The 20,954-nt window shown below is 68.6% G+C and carries 21 protein-coding genes; 12 read left to right on the top strand and 9 right to left on the bottom strand.

Features of this window, described 5'->3' with window-relative positions:
• Window positions 1-28: 28 nt before the first annotated feature.
• On the bottom strand, window positions 29-1,210 hold the full coding sequence (locus tag QM693_RS14705; RefSeq protein ID WP_283331232.1) for a PucR family transcriptional regulator: 1,182 nt from the start codon (window positions 1,208-1,210) through the stop codon (window positions 29-31).
• Between the two features lie 198 nt (window positions 1,211-1,408).
• On the opposite strand from QM693_RS14705, the gene QM693_RS14700 reads away from it, so the two are divergent.
• Window positions 1,409-3,154, top strand: coding sequence for an aldehyde dehydrogenase family protein (locus QM693_RS14700; protein ID WP_283352707.1), 1,746 nt, complete (start codon window positions 1,409-1,411; stop codon window positions 3,152-3,154).
• A gap of 48 nt (window positions 3,155-3,202) precedes the next feature.
• Complete coding sequence (locus QM693_RS14695; RefSeq protein WP_283352706.1) at window positions 3,203-4,792, top strand: GMC family oxidoreductase; 1,590 nt, start codon at window positions 3,203-3,205, stop codon at window positions 4,790-4,792.
• 70 nt (window positions 4,793-4,862) lie between these two features.
• Here the strand turns inward: QM693_RS14695 and QM693_RS14690 are convergent, their stop codons facing one another.
• Window positions 4,863-5,453: a C40 family peptidase gene (locus QM693_RS14690; RefSeq protein WP_283331229.1), complete on the bottom strand. Its 591-nt coding sequence runs from the start codon at window positions 5,451-5,453 to the stop codon at window positions 4,863-4,865.
• 245 nt (window positions 5,454-5,698) lie between these two features.
• Between QM693_RS14690 and QM693_RS14685 the strand changes: the two genes are divergently transcribed.
• Entirely contained in the window at window positions 5,699-6,526 is an 828-nt protein-coding gene (locus QM693_RS14685) for an alpha/beta fold hydrolase (RefSeq protein ID WP_349307386.1), read from the top strand.
• A gap of 51 nt (window positions 6,527-6,577) precedes the next feature.
• Here QM693_RS14685 and QM693_RS14680 read toward each other — a convergent pair whose 3' ends face one another.
• The 5 genes from QM693_RS14680 to QM693_RS14660 all read right to left on the bottom strand — a co-directional run bounded on the left by QM693_RS14680 (window position 6,578) and on the right by QM693_RS14660 (window position 11,873).
• The gene (locus QM693_RS14680; protein ID WP_283352705.1) at window positions 6,578-7,534 is read right to left on the bottom strand and encodes a TauD/TfdA dioxygenase family protein; all 957 of its coding nucleotides are present in this window, start codon (window positions 7,532-7,534) and stop codon (window positions 6,578-6,580) included.
• 113 nt (window positions 7,535-7,647) lie between these two features.
• On the bottom strand, window positions 7,648-8,376 hold the full coding sequence (locus tag QM693_RS14675; protein ID WP_280782031.1) for an IclR family transcriptional regulator: 729 nt from the start codon (window positions 8,374-8,376) through the stop codon (window positions 7,648-7,650).
• 27 nt (window positions 8,377-8,403) lie between these two features.
• The gene (locus QM693_RS14670) at window positions 8,404-9,699 is read right to left on the bottom strand and encodes an LLM class flavin-dependent oxidoreductase (protein ID WP_283352704.1); all 1,296 of its coding nucleotides are present in this window, start codon (window positions 9,697-9,699) and stop codon (window positions 8,404-8,406) included.
• Window positions 9,700-9,715: 16 nt separating this feature from the next.
• Window positions 9,716-10,945 carry an acyl-CoA dehydrogenase family protein gene (locus tag QM693_RS14665; RefSeq protein WP_283352703.1) on the bottom strand — a complete coding sequence of 410 codons (1,230 nt, stop codon included), beginning with the start codon at window positions 10,943-10,945 and terminating at the stop codon, window positions 9,716-9,718.
• Between the two features lie 28 nt (window positions 10,946-10,973).
• The gene (locus tag QM693_RS14660) at window positions 10,974-11,873 is read right to left on the bottom strand and encodes an LLM class flavin-dependent oxidoreductase (RefSeq protein ID WP_283352702.1); all 900 of its coding nucleotides are present in this window, start codon (window positions 11,871-11,873) and stop codon (window positions 10,974-10,976) included.
• A gap of 289 nt (window positions 11,874-12,162) precedes the next feature.
• Here QM693_RS14660 and QM693_RS14655 point away from each other — a divergent pair, with 289 nt between their 5' ends.
• The 6 genes from QM693_RS14655 to QM693_RS14630 all read left to right on the top strand — a co-directional run bounded on the left by QM693_RS14655 (window position 12,163) and on the right by QM693_RS14630 (window position 17,619).
• Window positions 12,163-12,555, top strand: a complete 393-nt coding sequence (locus QM693_RS14655) for a DUF3592 domain-containing protein (RefSeq protein WP_283352701.1) — start codon at window positions 12,163-12,165, stop codon at window positions 12,553-12,555.
• A 43-nt stretch (window positions 12,556-12,598) separates the two neighbouring features.
• Window positions 12,599-13,525, top strand: coding sequence for an LLM class flavin-dependent oxidoreductase (locus QM693_RS14650; protein ID WP_283352700.1), 927 nt, complete (start codon window positions 12,599-12,601; stop codon window positions 13,523-13,525).
• A gap of 148 nt (window positions 13,526-13,673) precedes the next feature.
• Complete coding sequence (locus QM693_RS14645; protein WP_283352699.1) at window positions 13,674-14,690, top strand: methionine ABC transporter ATP-binding protein; 1,017 nt, start codon at window positions 13,674-13,676, stop codon at window positions 14,688-14,690.
• Entirely contained in the window at window positions 14,687-15,379 is a 693-nt protein-coding gene (locus QM693_RS14640) for a methionine ABC transporter permease (RefSeq protein WP_283352698.1), read from the top strand. The genes QM693_RS14645 and QM693_RS14640 overlap by 4 nt, the downstream gene beginning before the upstream one ends.
• A gap of 39 nt (window positions 15,380-15,418) precedes the next feature.
• Complete coding sequence (locus QM693_RS14635; protein ID WP_283352697.1) at window positions 15,419-16,345, top strand: MetQ/NlpA family ABC transporter substrate-binding protein; 927 nt, start codon at window positions 15,419-15,421, stop codon at window positions 16,343-16,345.
• Window positions 16,345-17,619, top strand: a complete 1,275-nt coding sequence (locus tag QM693_RS14630; protein WP_283352696.1) for an LLM class flavin-dependent oxidoreductase — start codon at window positions 16,345-16,347, stop codon at window positions 17,617-17,619. Before QM693_RS14635 ends, QM693_RS14630 begins: the two co-directional genes overlap by 1 nt.
• A 10-nt stretch (window positions 17,620-17,629) precedes the next feature.
• On the opposite strand, the gene QM693_RS14625 is transcribed toward QM693_RS14630, so the two are convergent.
• Window positions 17,630-18,070, bottom strand: a complete 441-nt coding sequence (locus tag QM693_RS14625) for a winged helix-turn-helix transcriptional regulator (protein ID WP_283352695.1) — start codon at window positions 18,068-18,070, stop codon at window positions 17,630-17,632.
• 113 nt (window positions 18,071-18,183) lie between these two features.
• On the opposite strand from QM693_RS14625, the gene QM693_RS14620 reads away from it, so the two are divergent.
• Together QM693_RS14620 and QM693_RS14615 are read left to right on the top strand one after the other, a co-directional pair.
• On the top strand, window positions 18,184-19,092 hold the full coding sequence (locus QM693_RS14620) for an NADP-dependent oxidoreductase (RefSeq protein WP_283352694.1): 909 nt from the start codon (window positions 18,184-18,186) through the stop codon (window positions 19,090-19,092).
• A 49-nt stretch (window positions 19,093-19,141) separates the two neighbouring features.
• The gene (locus tag QM693_RS14615; protein WP_283352693.1) at window positions 19,142-19,768 is read left to right on the top strand and encodes a class I SAM-dependent methyltransferase; all 627 of its coding nucleotides are present in this window, start codon (window positions 19,142-19,144) and stop codon (window positions 19,766-19,768) included.
• A gap of 25 nt (window positions 19,769-19,793) precedes the next feature.
• On the opposite strand, the gene QM693_RS14610 is transcribed toward QM693_RS14615, so the two are convergent.
• Complete coding sequence (locus QM693_RS14610) at window positions 19,794-20,060, bottom strand: helix-turn-helix domain-containing protein (RefSeq protein WP_009474442.1); 267 nt, start codon at window positions 20,058-20,060, stop codon at window positions 19,794-19,796.
• A 96-nt stretch (window positions 20,061-20,156) separates the two neighbouring features.
• On the opposite strand from QM693_RS14610, the gene map reads away from it, so the two are divergent.
• Window positions 20,157-20,945 carry a type I methionyl aminopeptidase gene (map, locus tag QM693_RS14605; protein WP_283352692.1) on the top strand — a complete coding sequence of 263 codons (789 nt, stop codon included), beginning with the start codon at window positions 20,157-20,159 and terminating at the stop codon, window positions 20,943-20,945.
• Window positions 20,946-20,954: the final 9 nt, after the last annotated feature.

The following is a 20,954-nucleotide window of genomic DNA, read 5'->3' as shown; positions in this document are numbered from 1 at the left end:
TCACCGAGCCGAGCGGGTGCCGCTCAGGTCACGCACCGAGCAGCTGGTGCGCCCGCAGACCGACGTACAGTTCGGCGGCGTCGATGGGGTCGGAGAAGTCGCGTCCCGTGAGGGTGTGGATTCTGCGCAGCCGGTACAGGACGGTGTTGCGGTGGTAGTGCAGCTGGGTGGCCGCCGCGGTGGTGGATCCGCGACAGGAGAACCAGGCGTCGAGGGTGGCGAGCAGGCTCTCCTGTTCCTCGGTGGGCAGGGCCAGCACCGGTCCGAGGATCTGGTTCGACGCCAGCTTGCCGGCGTCGGGAACGCTGACCAGCAGCAGCGACACCGGCACCGACTCGTAACGGGTGAGGGTGCATCCGCCGTGTCCGGCGCAGCGACGCGCGATCCGCGCCTGCTCCACGGCCCGGCTCGTCCCGCCGGGACGTCCGAACACCGAGCTGACCCCGATCCGTCCGTGACCACTGCGGCCGAGGAGGTCCAACGCGGAATCGAGTACGTCGGCGGTGGCGGCCCACAGCAGTCCGATCCGGCCGTCGACCTCCGTGTCCCACACCGAGTCGACACCCACACCGCGAAGGTCCGACTGCACGACGTCCGCGGCGGACGGGGACGCCGCCGCTTCCACGGACACGACGAGGAACGTGCTGTTCTCCGGGATCCGGAACGTGCGGAGCGCGTCGGCGGCACCGGCCGGGTTGGCGGCGTGGTCACCGAACAGGGTTCTGATCAGCCGGCCCCGCGACTCGGCGTCCTCGCGGGCGCGCAGGTCGGCGGTCTCCCGATATGCCTCCGCGGCGCTGTCCGAATAGACGTCGACGAGCGCCCACACCTGGGCGGCCATGTCGAGCAGCGCGTTGGTGGCGCGGCCCTCCGAGCGGTCCATCAGTTCGTCCCAGATCAGGCGGCCGCCGAGCCGGAACGCGTGGAGTAGCGCCGCGAGGGGCACACCCTGTTCGGCCTTCAACTGTCCCGCCGCGCGCGCCGCCTCGAGCCGGATCGGCGCACTGCCCGCGAGGTTGCCCAGCATCGCCGTCAGATTGTCGACGCACGCCGCGTACAATTGCTCGGGAGTGAGGAGGGTCGCCTCCACGTAACCGTGCTCGGCCGACAGGATGCGCGAGACGAGTTGCTCGGACAGCTGGTCCACGGACTCCAGCATCGATCCGAGAAGATCGGTGGGCGACGGCGCGACATCCGAGCTGACAGTCATCCGGCAAGACTATCCACCGGACGTGGTCCACGCCATACCCTTTTTGTGCGACGGCATAGCCCGCATGGTCACATTGACAGCCGCTGCCTATGGCGCGACGCCCGGAACTGGGACGAGAATCAGTGTTCTACGCCACAGTAGTTTTTCGTTTCTGCGGCGCGTTCCTTCATGTACTCGACTCGAGCGGAGCTGTCCACAGTGAGCACTTCAGAACCCGAGGCCACCTCCACCACCCCTGGCGCGGCCTCCCCACATCCGGAGGTCGACGCGGCCCTCGCCGACCTCGCCGAGGGCGAGAAGACCTGGGCCGACCTCTCCCTCGCCGACCGCAGGAAACTTCTCGACAAGGTGCACGACCTCACCGTGCAGCACGCCGCCGACTGGGTGGACGCCGCGGTCGCGATCAAGGGGCTGGACCCGAAGTCGCCGCTGGTCGGCGAGGAATGGATGTCCGGCCCGTACCCGCTGGCCACCGGCACCGCGGCACTGTCCGCGAGCCTGGCGAAACTCGAGGCCGGATCGAGCCCGCTGGACGGCGCCACATTCGGCACCGCCCCCGGCGGCCGCACCACCGTCAAGGCGCTGCCCCTGAACATCTTCGACAAGCTGCTGCTCAGCGGATTCAGCGCGGACGTGTGGCTGCAACCGGGAATCGATCGTGCGACGGCACAGCGCGACGCGGGCCTCGCCCAGCGTGACCCGTCGCGGACGCAGGGCATCGGCGTGGTCCTGGGCGCCGGCAACATCACCTCGATCGCCCCGCTCGACACCCTGTACGAACTGATCGCCCACAACCGTGTCGTCGCGCTCAAGCTCAACCCCATCACCGACCGCCTGCTGCCCGTACTCACGCGGGTCCTGGAACCGCTCATCTCGATCGGCGCGGTCCGGTTGCTGACCGGCGGCGCGGAGGTCGGGACGTATCTGGTGCACCACGACCTCGTCGACCACGTGCACATGACGGGCAGCGCACTCACCCACGACGCGATCGTGTTCGGCACCGGCGAGGAGGGTGCGCGGCGCAAGGCTGCGAACGACCCCATCCTCGGCAAGGCCATCTCCAGCGAACTCGGCGGTGTGTCCCCCACCATCGTGCTGCCCGGTGAGTGGAGCCGCGCCGACATCAAGTTCCAGGCCGAACACATTGCGACGCAACGGCTCCACAACGGCGGCTACAACTGCGTCGCGGCGCAGGCCGTGGTCGTGTCGTCCGAGTGGAAGCAGCGCGACGAGTTCGTGGCCGCCCTGAAAGAGGCCCTCGACACGGCACCGGACCGCGCCGCGTACTACCCCGGCAGCGACTCCCGGGTCGCCGGCGCCACCGCGTCGTTCCCCACCGCCGCACGCCTGGGTGAGAACGGCGGACGCGTCCTGGTCACCGATCTCGAGCCCGGCGCCTACGCACCGCTCTTGCAGACCGAGTACTTCGCTCCGGTGCTCGGCGTGATCGACCTACCCCACGGGGGCGCCGAGTTCGCGGCACACGCCGCCGACCTCGTGAACGAGGATTTCATCGGCACACTGGGCGTCAACATCGTCGCTGCCCCGCAGACCATCCGCGAGCTGGGCGCGGAGTTCGACTCACTGCTCGAGAGCCTCCGCTACGGGACCATCGCCGTGAACGCGTGGACCGGCGTCGGCTACCTCACCGCCACCGCGACCTGGGGAGCCTTCCCCGGCCACACCCTCGACGACGTCCAGAGCGGCATCGGCGTGGTGCACAACGCACTCCTCATCGACCGGCCGGAGCGCACCGTCGTCCGGGGCCCGTTCCGTCCGTCGCCGCGGTCGATCCTGAACCGTGAGATGTCCATCTCGCCCAAGCCCCCGTGGTTCGTCACCAACCGAACCGCCGCCACGACGGGCCGATTGCTGACAGGATTTGCCGGTGCACCCTCATGGACCCGGCTGCCGGCGATCTTCGCGTCCGCGCTGCGTGGATGAGGGCTGCGTGTCCTCGATCCCTCACCCCCGTCGAAGTGGAGATGAACGATGAATCAGGAACTGTCTGTGGCCGACTACGTGATCGTGGGGTCGGGTTCGGCAGGTGCCGTGCTGGCCGACCGGCTCAGCGCCGACTCCGGCAGCGAGGTCGTGGTCCTCGAGGCCGGCGGTGAGGACAAGGACAAGTTCGCGCACATCCCCGCCGCATTCTCGAAACTGTTTCGCAGTGAGTTGGATTGGGACTACCTGACCGAGCCGCAACCCGGGCTCGGCGGGCGGACGATCTACTGGCCGCGCGGCAAGATGCTCGGCGGCTCGTCGTCGATGAACGCGATGATGTGGGTGCGCGGGTTCGCCGCCGACTACGACGAGTGGGCCGAACTCAGCGACGACTCCTGGTCGTTCAAGGAAGTGGTCAAGTACTTCCGCCGCATCGAGAACGTGCAGGACGCGTCGGACGCCGACAGCGGAACCGGCGGACCGATCGTCGTCTCGCACCAGCGGAGCCCCCGCGCCCTCACCGGGTCGTTCCTCGCGGCCGCCGAGGAGACCGGCTATCCCGTCGAACGGGCGAACACCACTCGGCCCGAGGGCTTCTCACAGACCATGGTCACGCAGAAGCGGGGCGCGCGGTGGAGCACAGCCGACGCCTACCTCCGGCCGGCGCTGAAACGGAAGAATCTGACCGTCCTCACCGGCGCCCAAGCCACCCGGGTTCTGTTCGAGGGCTCCGCGGCCGTCGGCGTCGAGTACGAGAAGGACGGGGTGCGACGCACCATCCGCGCCGCGAAGGAAGTGATCCTCGCCGGCGGGGCGATCAACTCCCCGCAGCTCCTCATGCTGTCGGGCATCGGCGACGAGGCACAGCTGCGCGAGCACGGAATCGCGGTGCAGCAGCACCTGCCGGAGGTCGGGAAGAATCTGCTCGACCATCTGGTGTCGTTCCTCGGCTACAGCGTCGACTCGGACTCGCTGTTCACCGCCGAGAAGATCCCCGAGCTTCTCAACTACCTGACCCGTCGCCGCGGCATGCTCACGTCGAATGTGGGCGAGGCGTACGGATTCACGCGCAGTCGGGACGATCTGGCACTGCCCGACCTCGAGATGATCTTCGGGCCGGCGCCGTTCTTCGACGAGGGCCTCATCCCGGCGACCGGTCACGCCGCGGTGATCGGCGCCATCCTCGTCAAACCCGAGAGTCGAGGCGAGATCTCGCTTCGGTCGGCCGATCCCCTCGCCAAGCCGATCATCGATCCCCGCTACCTCAGCGACAGCGACGGAGTCGACCGGCGGGCGATGCTCGAAGGACTACGCCTGTGCGACGCCCTCGCATCGGCTCCGGCGCTGAAGTCGCGGCTCGGCAACATGATTCGCCCGGCGGTCACGCCGAGCACGCCACTCGACGAGATTCTCGCCCGGGCACTGCAGGAGAACGCCCACACGCTCTACCACCCGGTCGGGACGTGCCGCATGGGCAACGACGACGCCAGCGTCGTCACGCCCGACCTGCGGGTGCGAGGGGTCGACAAACTGCGCGTCGCCGACGCGTCGATCATGCCGGCCATCATCCGCGGGCACACCCACGCACCCTCCGTCCTCATCGGTGAGCGGGCGTCGGATCTGATCCGCAACTCGTAGGGCGCTTCGCGCCCCGTGCGCCTTTTTGGTAGCGCTGGCAACCAGAAAGGCGCACGGGCGGCGGAGCCGCCTAGTACCGGCGCGCCGCGTAGAACGGCATCGAATCGAGGGGCGCCTGCTTCACCGGCTGCCCGGACGTGGGCGCGTGGACGACCGTGCCGTTCCCGGCGTAGAGCCCGACGTGGTTCGCCCCGTTGAACAGGACGAGATCACCCGGTTGCAGGCTGCCCTTGTCGACGGGCGAGCCACCGTTCACCTGGTCGTAGGTGGTGCGGGGTACCGAGATGCCTGCCTGCTTGTACGCCCACTGCACCAGACCCGAGCAATCGAAGGCGTTCGGCCCGGTGGCGCCCCAGACGTACGGCGATCCGATCTTCGATTCGGCGGCCGCGAGAGCCTGCGCGCCGTGGGTGGACGGCAACGCCGGCGGGGCCGGCAGGGGTCCCGGGAGGGGCCCTGGGTTCGGAGCCGGAGCCGGAGCCGGAGGCACTGGCGGCACGCCTGGTACCTCGAACGTCCCAATCCCTGGGATCGTGATCGGCTCCGCTGCAGCGGGAGCAACGGGAAGCAGAAACGCTCCCACTCCCACACCGGCGGCGATCAGAAGACTGCCGGTCGAAAACTGCAGACGATTGCCCCGACGCAATCTATGCTTGGCCATTGAGCTGAGTCCTTCAATTCATGAGGTTCCGGCGACATCAGTGCCGCTCGGACGAGACGTTAGATAACATCCCGGTCACGGACTCAGCGAACAACGGCCGAATGGCCCATACACATACCTGTTTTCGCAATCCAGGTATATAACGATCAGATCTCGAACCGACCGGTCCGTCATGAAACCCCAGAAACAGGTATGCCTTCAGGCAATTCGGCCCGTTACCGAAGGCATGCGCGTCGTCCACGCTGTTGGGCGTGTCACTGATCCAGAACTCAGAACCCGAGATCTTCGGGGAACCCGCAGTTGCGGACGCCGCGACCCTCACCGTCGTGGGGCGCGGCTCGCCCGTCGTCTTCCTGCACGGATGGGGGCTCACCCCGCGGGTGTACGGCCGCAGCCTGTCGATGCTCGCCCAGCACGGGCACCGCGTCCTCACTCCGACGCTCCCCGGCTTCGGCGGAACTCCCGACCATCCGCCCGAGGCGCGGACCTTCGCCGGTTACGCGGCCTGGCTGGGACGGTTCCTGGACGAGGCGGGAATCAGCGAACCGATCACACTGGTCGGCCACTCCTTCGGCGGGGGCGTCGCCATTCAGGCTGCCCACGACCTTCCGGAGCGGGTCGAACGCCTGGTGCTCGTCAACTCCGTCGGCGGTGGCGCCTGGTCGTCCGACGGCTGGGGAATACGGCCCATCGGCGACAGGCCGCTGTGGGACTGGGGCGCGTCGGCCCTGGGTGAGGCGCTGTCGATCCGGACCATCACCCACACGGCCGCGTCACTCGTCAACGGCTTCCTGCCCAACACGCTGCGAGATCCCGGTGCGGTCTGGCGCACGGCACACCTGGCCAGACGGGCGGACCTGCGCCACGAACTCGGTGTCCTCGCCGACCGGGGCCTACCGGTGTCCCTCGTCTGGGGTCGCGGGGACCGGACGATTCCGCTCGCCAGCTTCGAGTCGATGCGGAAGGCACTCCGCAATCCGCCCGTCCTCACCGTGACGGGCGGCCACGGCTGGCTGATTCACGACCCCACCACGTTCGCCGATACCCTCCGCCGGGCACTCCGCAGCCCGTGAGTGGTTGACGAGTGCAGAGACTCGTTAACCACGCACGGGCGGCGGAGCCGCCTACTTCTCGCCGCGGAACGCCGCACCGGCGAGGGACGTGGACTCCTTGCCGTCGGGGCCGACGGGAACGTCGCCCTCGAGGGTGGTGCGGTACAGGACGCGGGTGACGTCGAGGTGGTCGAGGTCGGTGGGCGCGAGGTGGGCGGTGGCACGGTTGTCCCAGAACGCGAGGCTGCCCGGCGCCCAGCGGAACCGCACCGTGTAGGCGGGATTCGTCACCTCGGCGAACAGCAGGTCCAGCAGGCGGTCGCTTTGCGACGGCGAGACCCCGACGATCCGGCTGGTGAAACCGGGGGTGACGAACAGTGCCCGCTCCCCCGTCACCGGGTGCACTCGGACCACCGGGTGTTCGGTGACGAGCGGGTTCTCCCGCGTCTTCTGGGCGTAGCTGCTGTCCTCGGCCCACTGCGGGTGCCGTCCGCCGAACCGGTGCTCGGCGCGTAGACCGTCGACGAGGCCCTTCAGCGAGTCCGGCAGACCCTCGTATGCGGCGACGAGGTTCGTCCACTGGGTGTCGCCGCCCTGCTCCGGGACGATGTGGGCGCGCAGGATCGTGCCGGCAGGCGGGTTGATCAAAGCGGTGACATCCGTGTGCCACTTGTTGTCGTAGCTGTACTTCTTGCGCCCGAAGCGCTTCTCGTACTTGCGGCTGTCGACAGCGAGGATCTGCGGGAAACCCTCGGGGGCTTCGTCGTCGTACGGGTGCGACGGCGTCACGTCACCGAACTTCCGCGAGAACGCGATCTGTTCGGCATGCCCGATCTCCTGGTCGCGGAAGAACAGGACCTTGTAGCGGTGCAGGGCGTCGCGGACCTGCGCTACCTCGTTGTCGGCCAGTTCTTTCCGGAGGTCGATTCCGGAGATCTCGGCGCCGATGTGCCCGGCGACGGGACGGACCTCGGGTGCGGCGTCGGCGGTCCGATCCGAGTCGGCGGGCGCGGCGGTGGTGAGTGTCATGAGTACTCCTGGTTTCGGGCTGAATCGATACGTCGCGATCATCATCGAATCCCGAACCACGGTGCTACAACGGTATTTTCACAATGCGAAAAAGGTTCACCCTGAGTTTTTCCCTACCGGAACGCGGGAAATGCAGTTCCGGCCCCCGCGCCGATCCGCGCCGCGACGCCGCGCATCGGCGGCACGATCTCCCGCACCAGTTCGTCGGTGAGTCGCCGGCGCAGTGCCTGGACCCCCAACGCGCCGCGGGGCCGTCCCTCGGGGTCGAGAACGGGAACCGCGACGGCGAGCACGTCCCGGTTCTCGGAGGAGAAAGCCGCGGCGTACCCCAGCCTCCGGACCCGTTCGAGGTCGGAGGACGCCGTCACCGAACTGCTTCGCCGTGCGGACGCCGTGCCGAACGCCAGGATCGCCATCCCCATCGCGCTGCTCTGCAGCGGTTGGCGTGCCCCGGGCAGCTGATGCGTGCAGAACCGTTCGGGTGGGCGTGCCGAGAAGACGGTGACCGCGACGTCATCCCTCGCGACCCCGAGGCTGGTCGTCAGCTTCACATGCGCGGCGAGCGAATACAGGTGCGGGGCGAACGATTCGGCGTCGAGACGCCCCAGCGATGGGACGGCGAGGGAGATCAGGCTCGGCCCCACCCGATAGCAGTCGGTCCGCTCGTCACGCTCGAGTAGTCCGCCGCGGACGAGGGCCTGCACGATGCGATACGCGGTGCTGACGGCCAACCCGGTGCGGGCGGCGAGCGCGCTGACGGTCAGGTCGGTGGCGCCCTCGAAGCAGGCGAGTACCGCGATTGCCCGTTCCACCGCCTGCGAGCCCGACCGCGGTGACGTCACGAGGCCCTCCTTACCGTCTGAACGAACTCAGGCCGACCGTGCGGCGCCGTACTCGGGAAGCGGCACAGCGAAACGCTCACGCAGGGTCTTCTCCGCGTATTCGTGGCGGAAGAGCCCCCGCTTGCGGAGCAGGGGCACCACTTCGTCGACGAAGGTGTCGAGTCCGGACGGCAACGCGTCGGGCATCAGGTTGAATCCGTCGGCCGCCTCGGCGCGGAACCACGCCTCGATGGTGTCGGCCACCTGTCCCGGTGTGCCGATCACGGCGCGGTGCCCGCCACCGCCGTCCAACTCGCGAAGGAGCTGGGCCACGGTCAGATTCCGCTCACGCGCCAGCCCGACCACTGATTCGCGGAACCCGAGGGAACCCGCGAACGTCGCCGGGTCGGGCGGCCCGTCCAGCAGCGATGCCGGGATCGGCTGGTCGAGGTCGAGTTCCGCGAGCGGGACTCCGAGGGTCAAACTCAGCCGGTCCCAGCCGAACTTCGCGGGGACGTGGGCGCGGAGTTGTTCGTGTCGAGCGACGGCCTCCGCTTCGGTCGAGCCGATGACCGTGATCAGCCCGGGCAGGATCTTCACGTCGTCGGGATTGCGGCCGCCCGCCCGCGCCACGTCCTTGACGTGCTTGTAGTGCCTGCGCCCGGCGTCGAGCGTCAGCTCCGCGGAGAAGACGCCGTGCGCGGTGCGTCCGGCGAGGGCACGGCCGGCGGGTGACCCGCCCGCCTGGATGAGGGGCGGCTGCCCCTGCTCCGACGACGGCACCCGCAGCACGCCGTCGACGTCGAAGAATTCGCTGTGATGCGACACCGGGACACCGCTCCGGGCGCTCTCCCACAGCGCGGTCACCACGCCGACGAACGCCTCGGCGCGGCGATAGCGGTAGTCGCGGTCCGGAATCCGGTCGAATCCGAAATTGGCCGCGGCCGTCGGCGAATACGTGGTGACCACGTTCCACGCCACCCGGCCGCCGCTCAGGTAGTCGAGGGAGAGGAAGCGTTCGGCGAGATCGCGCGGGTCGTTGAACGTGGTGGAGGCGGTCCCGATCAGGCCCAGGTTCTCGGTGGCCGTCGCCACGGCCGCCAGGATCACCGACGGTTCCAGCGCCCGGGTCGGCTTCACCCGGGGGTTCTCCCAGAAGCCGGGACCGTCGGCGAGGAAGAACGCGTCGAGGGTGCCACGCTCGGCGATCCGCGCGATCCTGGTGAAGTGATCGAGGTCGACGAACGAGTGCGCGTGCACGTCGTCGAGCGTCCACGCTCCGGGGGCGATTCCCACGTCGAGCACGTTCACGTTGAGCACCAGTTGGCGTCGGGATCTACTCACGGCAGTGCCTTCCGAATCAGAAGAATCCGGTGTCCGGAAGCGGGGTCTCGTTGACCACGAGGTCGCCGATCACCCGCGCCTTGTACACCGTCGGGTTGTGGGAGAACAGGGTTCGCAGGTTGCGCCAGTGCCTGTCCAGGTGCGCCGACTCCCGGGTGGCCGAGGCGCCGCCGACCTCGAACAGTCGGGTGGCCGCTCGGAGCGCGATGTCCTCGATGGCGACCTTCACCTTGGCGGCCAGTACCGCGGCCTCCTGCTCGAGTCGGGCGTCGACGCCGGAGGTGCGCGCGACGTCCGCGGCCACATCCTGTGCTGCGGCGGCCGCCCGGACCACGGACTCCGCCGCGAAGGCGGCCGCAGAGAGGGTTCCGACGATCTCGAGCAACTGCGGGTCATGCCGTGGTTCCTCGGCGACAGCGAACACGAAGCTGCGCTTGCGGCCGCGGATCAGCTCGGCGGACTCGGCCGTGACGGTGCGGAGGATGCCCGCCGCGATCGCGTGCAGGTACAACTGGGGAAGCGCCTGCCGCGGCCGGGTCTCCTCGTCGCCACCGCGGAACGGCAGCGTCTCGGACTCCTCGATGGCGACGTTCTCGAACACCGTCGTCCCGCTGCCGGTGTGGCGCTGGCCGATTCCGTCCCAGTCGTCCTTGTGGACGATGCCCGCCCGGTCGGCGGGAACGATGGCGCTGAGCGCCTTGCCGTCCGGGAGGTTGGCGGAGACCCGGATGAAATCGGAGTACAGCGAACCGGTGCTGTAGAACTTGACCCCGTTCAGGCGGTATCCGCCGGGATCCGGTGTCAGAGTGGTTTCGAAGCTGTAGGAGCCGACGGCGCGGGTGCTCAGCTCCGACGACGCGCCACCGAACAGTGTGCCCGACAGGATCTCCGGCAACCATGCGTCCTTGCGCTCCGTGCGCGGGGCCCGCAGCACTTCCTCGACGAACGCGTAGTGGACCCGGACGATGTGTGGCACATCGGGATCGGCCTCGGCGAGGTCGATCACCAGATCGAAGAGATCCTGCAAGGTGTAGCCACCGCCGCCGTGTTCCCGCGGCACACGCACGGCCCCGAGCCGGTGTTCGCGGATCAACTCGACGGCCCGTTGCGGGCCCTCGGTCCCGCCACGGGTGCGCCGCCGCGCGGCGTCCTCGGCGATCTCGGCGATCACAGCCGCAAGTTCGGCGGAGCCGCGGGCCGGCGGACGCACCGCCTCCGGCGCGGGGGCCTCGGATACCGCTGTCATGGTGAATCTCCTGTCTTCGGTGGAATGCTCAGCTGACCGGGAACGCGCTGCGGCCGCCGGACAGTACGGTCTCCGCCGCCTGCAAGCCCAGGCGGTCACGCAGGGTGCGCCGCGGGTCCTGGAGGATCGGTTCCCGCCGTACCGCGCCGAGCAGGGCGGGCAGGGTTGCCGTGGTGGCCCCTCGGAAGACGACACCGTCGGCCTCCGTCGCCAGAGGGGAAACGCCGCCGGGCGCCCAGTGCCGGTCGATCAGCAACACCTGGTCACGGGCGGCATCGGGGTCGAAGTGCGCCCGATAGCGGCGCACCGCATCCTCGTCCGCGAGGATCACGGCGTCGGCCGTGCGCCGCGCCGCCACCAGTTCGGCCTCGTTCGCGGGGCGCCAGAAGACGGGCGGCTTGCGTTGCGGTGGCTCGGGGACGTTGAGGGGGCCCGACACGGAGAACGTGCCCGCATGATCGATGTAGACGATCCGCTCGGATTCCGCGAAGATGCCGCGCTCGGCGTCGTCGACGATGCTGTCGGCCGGCCAGCTCTCCCACAACTTCCGGACCACCGACACGGCATCGACCGCCGCGTCCACCGGGGCTGACCCGATCAGCCAGCCGACCCTGCCGTGGGATCCGTGGTCGAGCGAGCCGAGCCGGCGCGCGAGATTGAACGGGTGATCGCGGACGGGAGTACCGGCCACCACCAGTCCGACCGACGTCGTGTGGCGAGCGAGGACGGTGGCGGCCACGGTCGCATCGATCGTCGCGTGACTCGGCTGCCCCGCGTCCAGGCGGTCACCGCCGAGAACGACGAAGTCGATTCCGGACTCGTCGATGCCGCGCCCGAACTCTTCTCGCCGCGCCGGCTGCCTCGGGTCGAGCAGTTCGGTGACGACTGCGGCGTCGACGTGCAGTCCGACGACGGAATGTCGGCTCATGACGGTTCCCCTTTCCGCGATAGTCGTTACCTTCCCAGAGCATCGCTCACGGGACGAGCGTTGCGCTCAGTCTGATTCTGGACGTGTGGCAACATGAAATGTTTTGTCCCCCATCATCAGTCACTTGCGTTCCGTCCACGTGTCGTAGAACCAGGGCACGGAGTTGGCCGCGTTGCCGAAATCGTGGATGCGTGGAGCGGGAATCGAACGAGACGCGCAGGTTCCGTGTTCCGCTCACGCTGCGGAGAAGGCTGTACGACACACCCACGCGGGCCGTACCGTCGCCCGTGTGATCACCGTCTGGATCATCGCGGGTGCGTTCCTCCTGTTCCGTGGGGTTCCGGGCGTCCTCGCGCTGTGGAGATCCCGGTCGTGGACCGGGTCCGAGTGCTCGGTCGTCGATGTACGACCGTCGATCACCTACTCGTATCGGGTCGGAAGCGACGAGTTCGTCGGTCAGCGGCGGACATTCGATCCCGGATCGACGCTCGGCGCCTCGTTGTCCGACGCAGGTAGGGGCGAATTCGTTGCCGGACAGTCTCTCTGGCTGTGGTACGACCCGCGGGATCCGCGGTCCAGCGTCCTCCGGCGCAGTGCGTCCGTATCGATGTTGCTGGTGATCCTGGGACTGACGTCCCTCACCCTCGCGACATCCACCCTCTTCTCAGGAGATGCCCCTTGACATCACGACAGCAGACCCTCGAACCGACAACGGGAGACCTCCGATGAGTGTGATCCAGCGCAGCAGGACCTTCCACGGACTCGCACTCGGTGAGCGCCTGCTCGTCGACACCATTCGCCGCGACCGGATCGACGAACTCGCCGCATTCATCACCCGCACGGGCGCGGACTTCGTCCTGCTCGGCGTCGAGCGGGTGTCGCGGACCGCTCCCCGGCCCACCGCGGCCCTGTCGCCCAGCGTGTCCGCCGCAGCACTGATCGCCGCCACCGACGACATCGGTGTGTTCGTCACCGCGGTTCCCCACCTCGACCACCCGTACAACCTGGCTCGCCGGCTCGCATCGCTCGATCACACCAGCCGCGGCCGGGTCGGCTGGCTCACCGGTGTGGAAGATCGATCGGCGCCGGGAAACCTGGCTTCGGCGGGGGTGTGGATCGATGCCGGGCCGAGTCCCGCAGCCACGACCGATGCGATCCACGCCTCCCGCACGCTGTGGGAGAGCTGGCCGGCCGACACGATCCGTGGACGCCCGCACGACGTGCGTTTCGCGGATTCCGACCGGATCGTCTACGCCGACCACCACGGGGTCTTCGACATCGCCGGCCCCCTCAACGTGCCCACCCCGCCGCAGCAGAAGATTCCCGTCGCGTGGTGGGCGCAGGACGGCGACGACATCGTCTCCGCCGCCGAGGTTTCCGACATCGTCGTGCTGGACGGCAGCCAGGTCGACCGTCACGGGCAGGCTGTGCGCGAGCGCGCCTTGCTGTTCGTCGTCGACGATCCCGGCGCCACCGAGGTGGACGGTCACATCGCGACCGTCACCGACCTCGACGCCGGGTTCGCCGCGTGGCCGAGGCCGACTCGGCCCCGCGGGTACCGGCAGCGGTCGCTCCGGGCGACGCTGCGGCTGCCCGATCCGGCGCCGGCGCCTGCCCACCGCCGTCCGGTCTACCCGGGCGCGCAGAACTAGCCGTCCTTCTGATCAAGTCGATTCTTAGGCATGACTTTCCGTTTACTCACGCCTATCGTTTCGGGAATCCACCGGCCCGTCCGCGGGCCGGGATTTTCCGTCCCGACGGCCGACCCGAGGTGCCGTCATCCGACACAGGTGGTTCAGCATGATCGAAGTCCGTTCCGTCACGAAACGATTCGGGAAGGGATCCCGTTCCGTCGAAGTGCTCCACGACATCGACTTCTCCGTCGGCACCGGCCAGATCGCGGCGGTGATCGGCCAGAGCGGCGCGGGCAAGACCACGCTGTCGCGCATCATCAGCCTGCTGGAGCGCCCGTCCGAGGGCCGCATTCTGCTCGACGGCACCGACGTCTCGGGACTGTCCGAACGCCGGCTCCGGGATCAGCGTCGCGCGATCGGCACGATCTTCCAGGCGTCGAGCCTCCTCGCCCGCCGCACGGCGGCCGAGAATGTGGCCCTGCCCCTCGAATTCGCCGGTGTGGGCCGCTCCGAGCGGCGGGCACGGGTGGCGGAGCTGCTCGAGCGGGTCGGTCTGTCCGACAAGGCCGACCTCTACCCACGGCAGCTGTCCGGCGGGCAGCGGCAGCGCGTGGGGATTGCCCGCTCGCTGGCACTCGCTCCCAAGGTCCTGGTGTCGGACGAGGCAACGTCGGGGCTCGATCCCAATACCACGCGATCCATCCTCGCGTTGCTGCGCGAACTGCGCGACGACCTCGGGCTGACGATCGTGCTGATCACCCACGAAATGGATGTCGTCCGGCAGGTCGCGGACGTCGTCACCGTCCTCGACGCGGGGCGGGTGGTGGAATCGGGCCCGGTGATCGAACTCCTCCGCGATCCGCACTCCGAACTCGGCGTCGGCCTCCTCCCCGACCGTTCCCACATCACCGCGGAGGACCGGGACGTGCTCTGGCACGTCACCTACGGCTCCGACACCGTTCCCACCAACTGGATCGAGCTTCTCGGCAAGGCCACCGGCCGGTCGATCGGCGTGCTGTCCGGGACCGTGGAATCGGTCGGCGGACGCCCGGCCGGGCGGGTCACCATCTCGGTGGCCGGTGAGCATCCGTCCGTCGGCGACCTGCTGTCGTCCTGGGGCCTGCACGGAACCCCGGTCGACGACGACGCATCCGCGCGTACCACCGAGGAGGCAGCGGCATGAGCGCCCCGGGCACCGTCGTTCTCGCCATTTCGACTCCGGTCGAGGAACTTCCCGAGCTGTTCCTCCCCGCCCTGCAGCAGACCGTGCAGATGGTCGGGATCACGGTGATCCTGGCGATCCTGCTGGGCACTCCGCTGGCGGTCATCCTGCACAACACCGCGCCCCGCGGACTGTTCCCCAACCCGGCGGTCAACGCGGTCGCGGGCTGGGTGGTCAACCTCGGTCGATCGCTGCCCTTCCTGGTGCTGATGGCCGCCATCATTCCGTTCACCCGATTCGTCGTCGGCACCTCGCTCGGGGTGCAGGCGGCGGCGGTTCCGATGACGCTGGCCGCGACACCGTACGTCGCACGTCTGATCGAGAATTCGCTGCGGGACGTTCCCCCCGAAGTGGTGGAAGTGGGCCGGGCCTCGGCCGGGTCGAACTTTCAGATCATCCGCAAAGTGCAACTCCACGAAGCTGTTCCGACCATCATCGGCGCCCTGACCATCGCGCTGATCGGCATCCTCGACATGTCGGCGATCGCGGGAGCGGTGGGCGCAGGCGGCATCGGCAACCTCGCCATTGCCTACGGCTACAACCGATTCGACAACACCGTGATGATCACGACGGTCATCGCTCTCGTGGTACTGGTCCAGGTCATCCAGCTCGTCGGCGACCTGGCCGCCCGCCTCACCAACCGGCGCTGAGCCTTCCTTCACATTCACCCAGATCAGAGGACAACACCCATGACGACTCGACCCCGCTCGGTGACGCGCGCCCGTGCTGTGGCGGCAGGCGGACTGACGGCCACACTGCTTCTCCTCCTCACCGCGTGCGGCGCGGCCGGGGGCAACGACCGAACCGAAGGTGACGGCCCGCAGACGACGTTCAAGATCGGATACACCGCCGGATCGATCCTGGACGAGAAGCTCGCCAAGGAAGTCGCGAAACTCGCCCCCGACCACGGCATCACCGTCGAACCCGTGCAGATCGAGGATTCGAAGCTCAAGAATCTCGCGGTCTCCCAGGGCGACATCGATGCCAACCACAGCCAGCATCAGGAGTGGATGCGCGTGCAGAACGAGGACGGCAACCTCGGACTGCATGCGGCCGGAGACTGGTACGTCCTCAAGTTCTCGGGATATTCCGAGAAGTACGGCAAGCTCGAGGATCTCCCGACGGGCGCGAAGGTCGCCATCCCCGACGACCCGTCGAATCAGGCGCAGGCACTGCAGACCCTGCAGGACCTCGGCCAGCTGACCCTGAAGGACGGTGTCGACCCGTCGCGCGTGACCATCCGCGACGTGAAAGACAACCCGAAGTCGTTCGAGTTCACCGAGGCCGCGCTGGCGCAGTTGCCGCGCACGCTGCCCGACGTCGACCTGGCACTGGGCTGGCGGTCCAACTTCGACCTCGCCGACGTCCCCGACGACAAGATCGTCTTCAACGCCCCCGCCTACGAGTTGTACTGGATCGAGGTCGTCATCAACGAGAAGAACAAGGACAACCCCGACTTCGCGCCGCTGCTCGACACCTACCACGACCCGCGGATCGGCCAGCTCATCGACAGCGACCCGTTCTTCTCCCGGGTGGCGCAGAGCATCGAATCGGCGCGAGCCACCGACCGCAGCCAGACCAACATCGACGGCGCGGCCGCGAAGCCGGCCGGCTGATGCCCGCGCAACGAGAGGTCATCCTCAACGTCAACGTGCTGGACGTGGGTTTCCACCCGTCCGCGTGGCGGGCTCCCGACCTGCACCCGACGTCGTTCATCGACCCGGACTACTACACCGAGGTCGCGACGATCGCCGAGCGCGGCACCCTCGACGCGCTGTTCCTCGCGGACGGTCCTGCGCTCCGCGAGGATCCCGCCGTCAAGCCGACGCGGGCCCTCGAACCCACCACCGTGCTCGGGGTGGTGGCGAGCGCGACGGAACACCTCGGGCTGATCGGCACGGCGTCGACGACGTTCAACGATCCGTTCGATCTGGCGGACCGATTCCTCTCCCTCGACGTCGTGTCCGGTGGACGGGTGGCGTGGAATGTGGTGACCACGTTCCACGCCGGGACCGCCCACAACTTCGGTCTCTCCCGGATTCCCGACCGCGAGTCGCGGTATCGCCGGGCCACGGAGTTCGTGGACGTCGTCACCGCGCTGTGGGAATCGGCGACCACCCGGGTCCCGGTGCACCACGACGGGGAGTACTTCCACGTTCACGGCGCACTGCCCGTGCCGCCGTCGCCGCAGGGCCACCCCCTGCTCGTGCAGGCCGGCGGCTCCCCGCAGGGCCGCGCGCTGGCAGGTCGCAGCGCCGACGCGGTGTTCTCGGCGGAGCTCACGCTCGAGGCTGGGCGTCAGCACTACCGGGACGTAAAGGATGTCGCCCGCGCAGCCGGTCGGGATCCCCAGGCGGTGAAGATCCTTCCCGGGCTCGTCACGGTGGTGGGGAGCACCGAGGCCGAGGCGATCGCCCGGTACGAGGACTGGGAATCCAAGGCCGCCGACGGTTTCTCCGCCGAACGGCTCGGCGGCATGCTCGGCGTCGACCTGAGCTCCCTCGACCCGGACCGGCCGATCCCGGAGGAGTTGCTTCTCGCCCCGGTCGATCCGTCGTTCTCCGGCTCGCTCGGGTTCCGGGAGGCCGTCGTGCGGCTGGCGCTCGAGAGCCGGTATTCGGTGTCCGAACTGCTTCGCAAGGCGGGCGGCTTCGGTCACCGGCTGGTCGTCGGCTCACCCGAGCAGATCGCCGACACCATCGAGGAATGGTTCCTGGCGGGCGCGGCGGACGGATTCAACCTGATGCCGGACGGATTCCCTTCCGGTCTCACCGATTTCGTCGATCACGTCGTGCCGATCCTCCGCGCGAAGGGGATCTTCCGGTACGAGTACGCCGAATCCACCCTCCGCGAACGCTTCGAGGGTGCTCCGCTCCCCGTGAGTGGTTAGGTTCAGCGCGCTAGCCGACGCGGGTGTCGTACGTATTTCTGTTGGCAAGCACCTCGTCCATGTGCGCCTCCGCCCACGCCTTGATCCCCCGGGTGACGGAGTGGAGCGAGAGTCCGAGGTCGGTCAGCTCGTAGGTGACCGTGACAGGCACGGTCGGCGTCACCGTGCGGGTGAGCAGGCCGTCGCGTTCGAGGGAGCGCAGGGTTTGGGTGAGCATCTTCTGGCTGACTCCGGCCAGCCGGCGAGACAGCTCCGAGTAGCGCATCCGCCGTGGCTCGCCGACGCAGTCTTCGTCCGGGTGTGGGCCGTCGCTGCCCAGCGCGGCCAGGACCAGCGTCACCCACTTGTCGGAGATCCGGTCGAGGAGCTGGCGGCTGGGACAGGTCGCCAGGAACGCCTCGTACTCCACCTTCGCCTGTGCCCGCTCCTGGGCCACCGTCGTTGTCGGCATCGACCGCTCCTTCCCGTGCGGTGACCTACGCACTCTGAAGTGCGTACTTCCCATTGGAGAGTAACCCCTCCATCGTGGAGTTAAAGCACAAATCCCGGTCCACAGGAGGCAACATGTCCACCACCTTCCGCACCGCCGTCGTCCGCACCCCGGGCGGTCCCGACTCCATCGAGATCATCGACGTACCCGTCGTCGAGCCCGGGCCGGGCCAGGTCCGGGTCGAGATCGCCGGGGCCACCGTCAACCCCGTCGACCTGGCGCTCGCCGCCGGGGTGTTCCACCGGCTCGGGCTGATCGACCAGCCCGACCACACCGGCCTCGGCTGGGACTTCGCCGGCACCGTCACCGCGGTCGGTCCGGACGTCGACCTCCCGGTCGGCAGCCGCGTCGCGGGGCTGGTCGCCGGGTTCGACCGCGACTTCGGCACCTACGCCGAGCAGCTGATCGTCCCGGCGAGCGACACCGCTCCGGTGCCGGACGGCCTCGACCTGGCCACCGCCGCAACGGTTCCGCTCGGCGGCCTCGCTGCAGACCAGCTGGTCGATCTGCTCGGTGACGGTGGAGGCCGGAGCCTGCTGGTGACCGGGGCCGCTGGGGCGGTCGGGGCGAACGTCGTGACACTCGCCCAGGACCGCGACTGGCGGGTCACCGGACTCGCCCGCGCCGAAGACGAAAAATTCGTGCGCGGCCTCGGCGCCGACTTCACCACGCAGACAGCGCGCGCCTGGGACGCGGTAGCCGACGGTGCCGCACTCCAGGAACAGGGCCTCACACTGGTTCGCGACGGCGGCGTCTTCGTCGGCGTGCAGCCGGGCGCGGCACCGGCAGGGGAACGCGGCGTCACCGTCCGGGTGCTGGTGGCGCAGCCCGACGGTGCCCGGCTCGCCCAGCTCCTCGACTCCACCGCGAGCGGCCACCTGCCGGCGCGGGTGCACGCCGTCGTACCGCTCGATCGGGTCGCCGACGCCCACCGCGCGATCGCGCGGGGCGGCGTACGCGGGAAGTACGTCCTTCAGCCCTGATCTCCGCCACCCCGGCCGCAACGCTCGACTTTCCGTAATGATTGACGGCATGGAGAACACGAGCGCCGCACCATGCGACACGGTCCGAGAGTCCTACTCGGCCAGATCCCAGGAGTACACGGACCTCTTCGGCTCCGTGAGTTCGACACACCCCTCCGATCGGGCCCTGGTGCGCAGCTGGGCCGCCACCCTGACAGGTCCGGTAGTCGACGCCGGGTGTGGTCCGGGGCAGTGGACGGATTTCTTGGCCGAGCGCGGACTGGCGGCGAGCGGGATCGATCTGGTTCCCGAGTTCGTCGAACGAGCTCGCCTGCAGTATCCCCACCTCTCCTTCGACATCGGCGGCTTCGAGACAGTGGACGCCGCGGACGAATCACTCGGCGGTGTGCTGTCGTGGTACTCGCTCATTCACCACAGTCCGCAGGACATCCGGACTCCGCTCGCCGAGTTCGCGCGCGTGATTCGGCCGGGCGGCGGGTTGTTGGTGGGCTTCTTCGAAGGAGCAACCGTGGAGACCTTCGACCATGCCGTGACCACTGCCTATCGGTGGCCGGTGGCGGAACTCGGCCAGGAGTTGGTCACGGCCGGCTTCGAGGTGATCGAGACCCATACACGAACGGGGAGCGGCCACAGGCCGCACGGCGCCATCACCGCACTCCGGCAGCACACCCGGTGAGACCCCTTCTCGGACTGGAGAATTGCTACCCGGTTTGCCGGAGGCCGGTACGGGCGAGGCAGATGTCGGCTAGCTCGTCGAGCGACAGGGGAAGCACCCGGGCCAGGGCCGCGACAGTCGTGAATGCGGGTGTCGCCATCCGCCCGGTCTCGATCTTGCGCAGAGTCTCCGGGGAGATCCCCGCCTCCTGCGCAACCTCGGCGAGGGTGCGATCCCCGCGCGCCTGCCGTAGCTGAAGACCGAGGCGCTTACCTGCGGCCAGCTGTTCCGGAGTCAGAGGAAGACGCACCATGCGAGCAGTCTAACTCCCGCAGCGGTATGAAAATACCTCTACATCGTCTAGGGTGGTATTTTAATACCGATTTTGGCCTATCAGGAGGAGTAGTTGGTGCTGGAACTGAAAACACCACGGGAGATCGCTGCGATGGACGTCACCGGCACGTTCATCGCCGAGTTGCTCGACGATCTCGAACACCGCGCGGGCCCGGGTGTGAACCTGCTCGAGCTCGAAGAACGCGCCCGCCAGCTGATCGCCCAGCGCGGCGCCACGTCGTGCTACTGGGACTACGCGCCGTCATTCGGGCGCGGGCCGTTCCGCAACGTCATCTGCCTGTCGGTCAACGACGCCGTACTCCACGGCCTGCCGCACGACTACGTGCTGCAGAACGGAGACCTGCTGAGCATGGACATCGCAGTGTCCATCGACGGGTGGGTCGCCGACTGTGCCCGCAGCATCATCGTCGGTGATCCACGACCCGAGGACGAGCGCCTCATCGCAGCCACCGAGAAGGCCCTGACAGCCGGCATCGCCGCCGCCGTACCCGGCAACCGGCTGGGCGATATCTCTGCCGCGATCGGCGCGGTCGCCGCCGAGTACGGGTACCCGGTCAACACCGAGTTCGGTGGTCACGGGCTCGGACGAACCATGCACGAAGATCCGCACGTATCGAATACGGGACGTGCGGGCCGGGGACTCACACTGCGCCCGGGACTGACCCTCGCCCTCGAACCGTGGTTCGCCGCCGGCACGGACAAGATCGTCTACGACCCCGACGGGTGGACCATCCGCTCGGCCGATGGATCGCGCACCTCGCACAGCGAACACACCATCGCGATCACCGACGGCGCGGCACTCGTGCTCACGCGCCGGGAACACGTCGCCGCATCCGCACTGTGATCAGTGGCG

Origin of the sequence: Rhodococcus sp. IEGM 1305 (assembly GCF_030058635.1) — a bacterium.
In the GTDB taxonomy this organism is placed as follows: domain Bacteria; phylum Actinomycetota; class Actinomycetes; order Mycobacteriales; family Mycobacteriaceae; genus Rhodococcus_F; species Rhodococcus_F opacus_D.
This window is presented reverse-complemented; position numbering and strand designations above follow the sequence as displayed.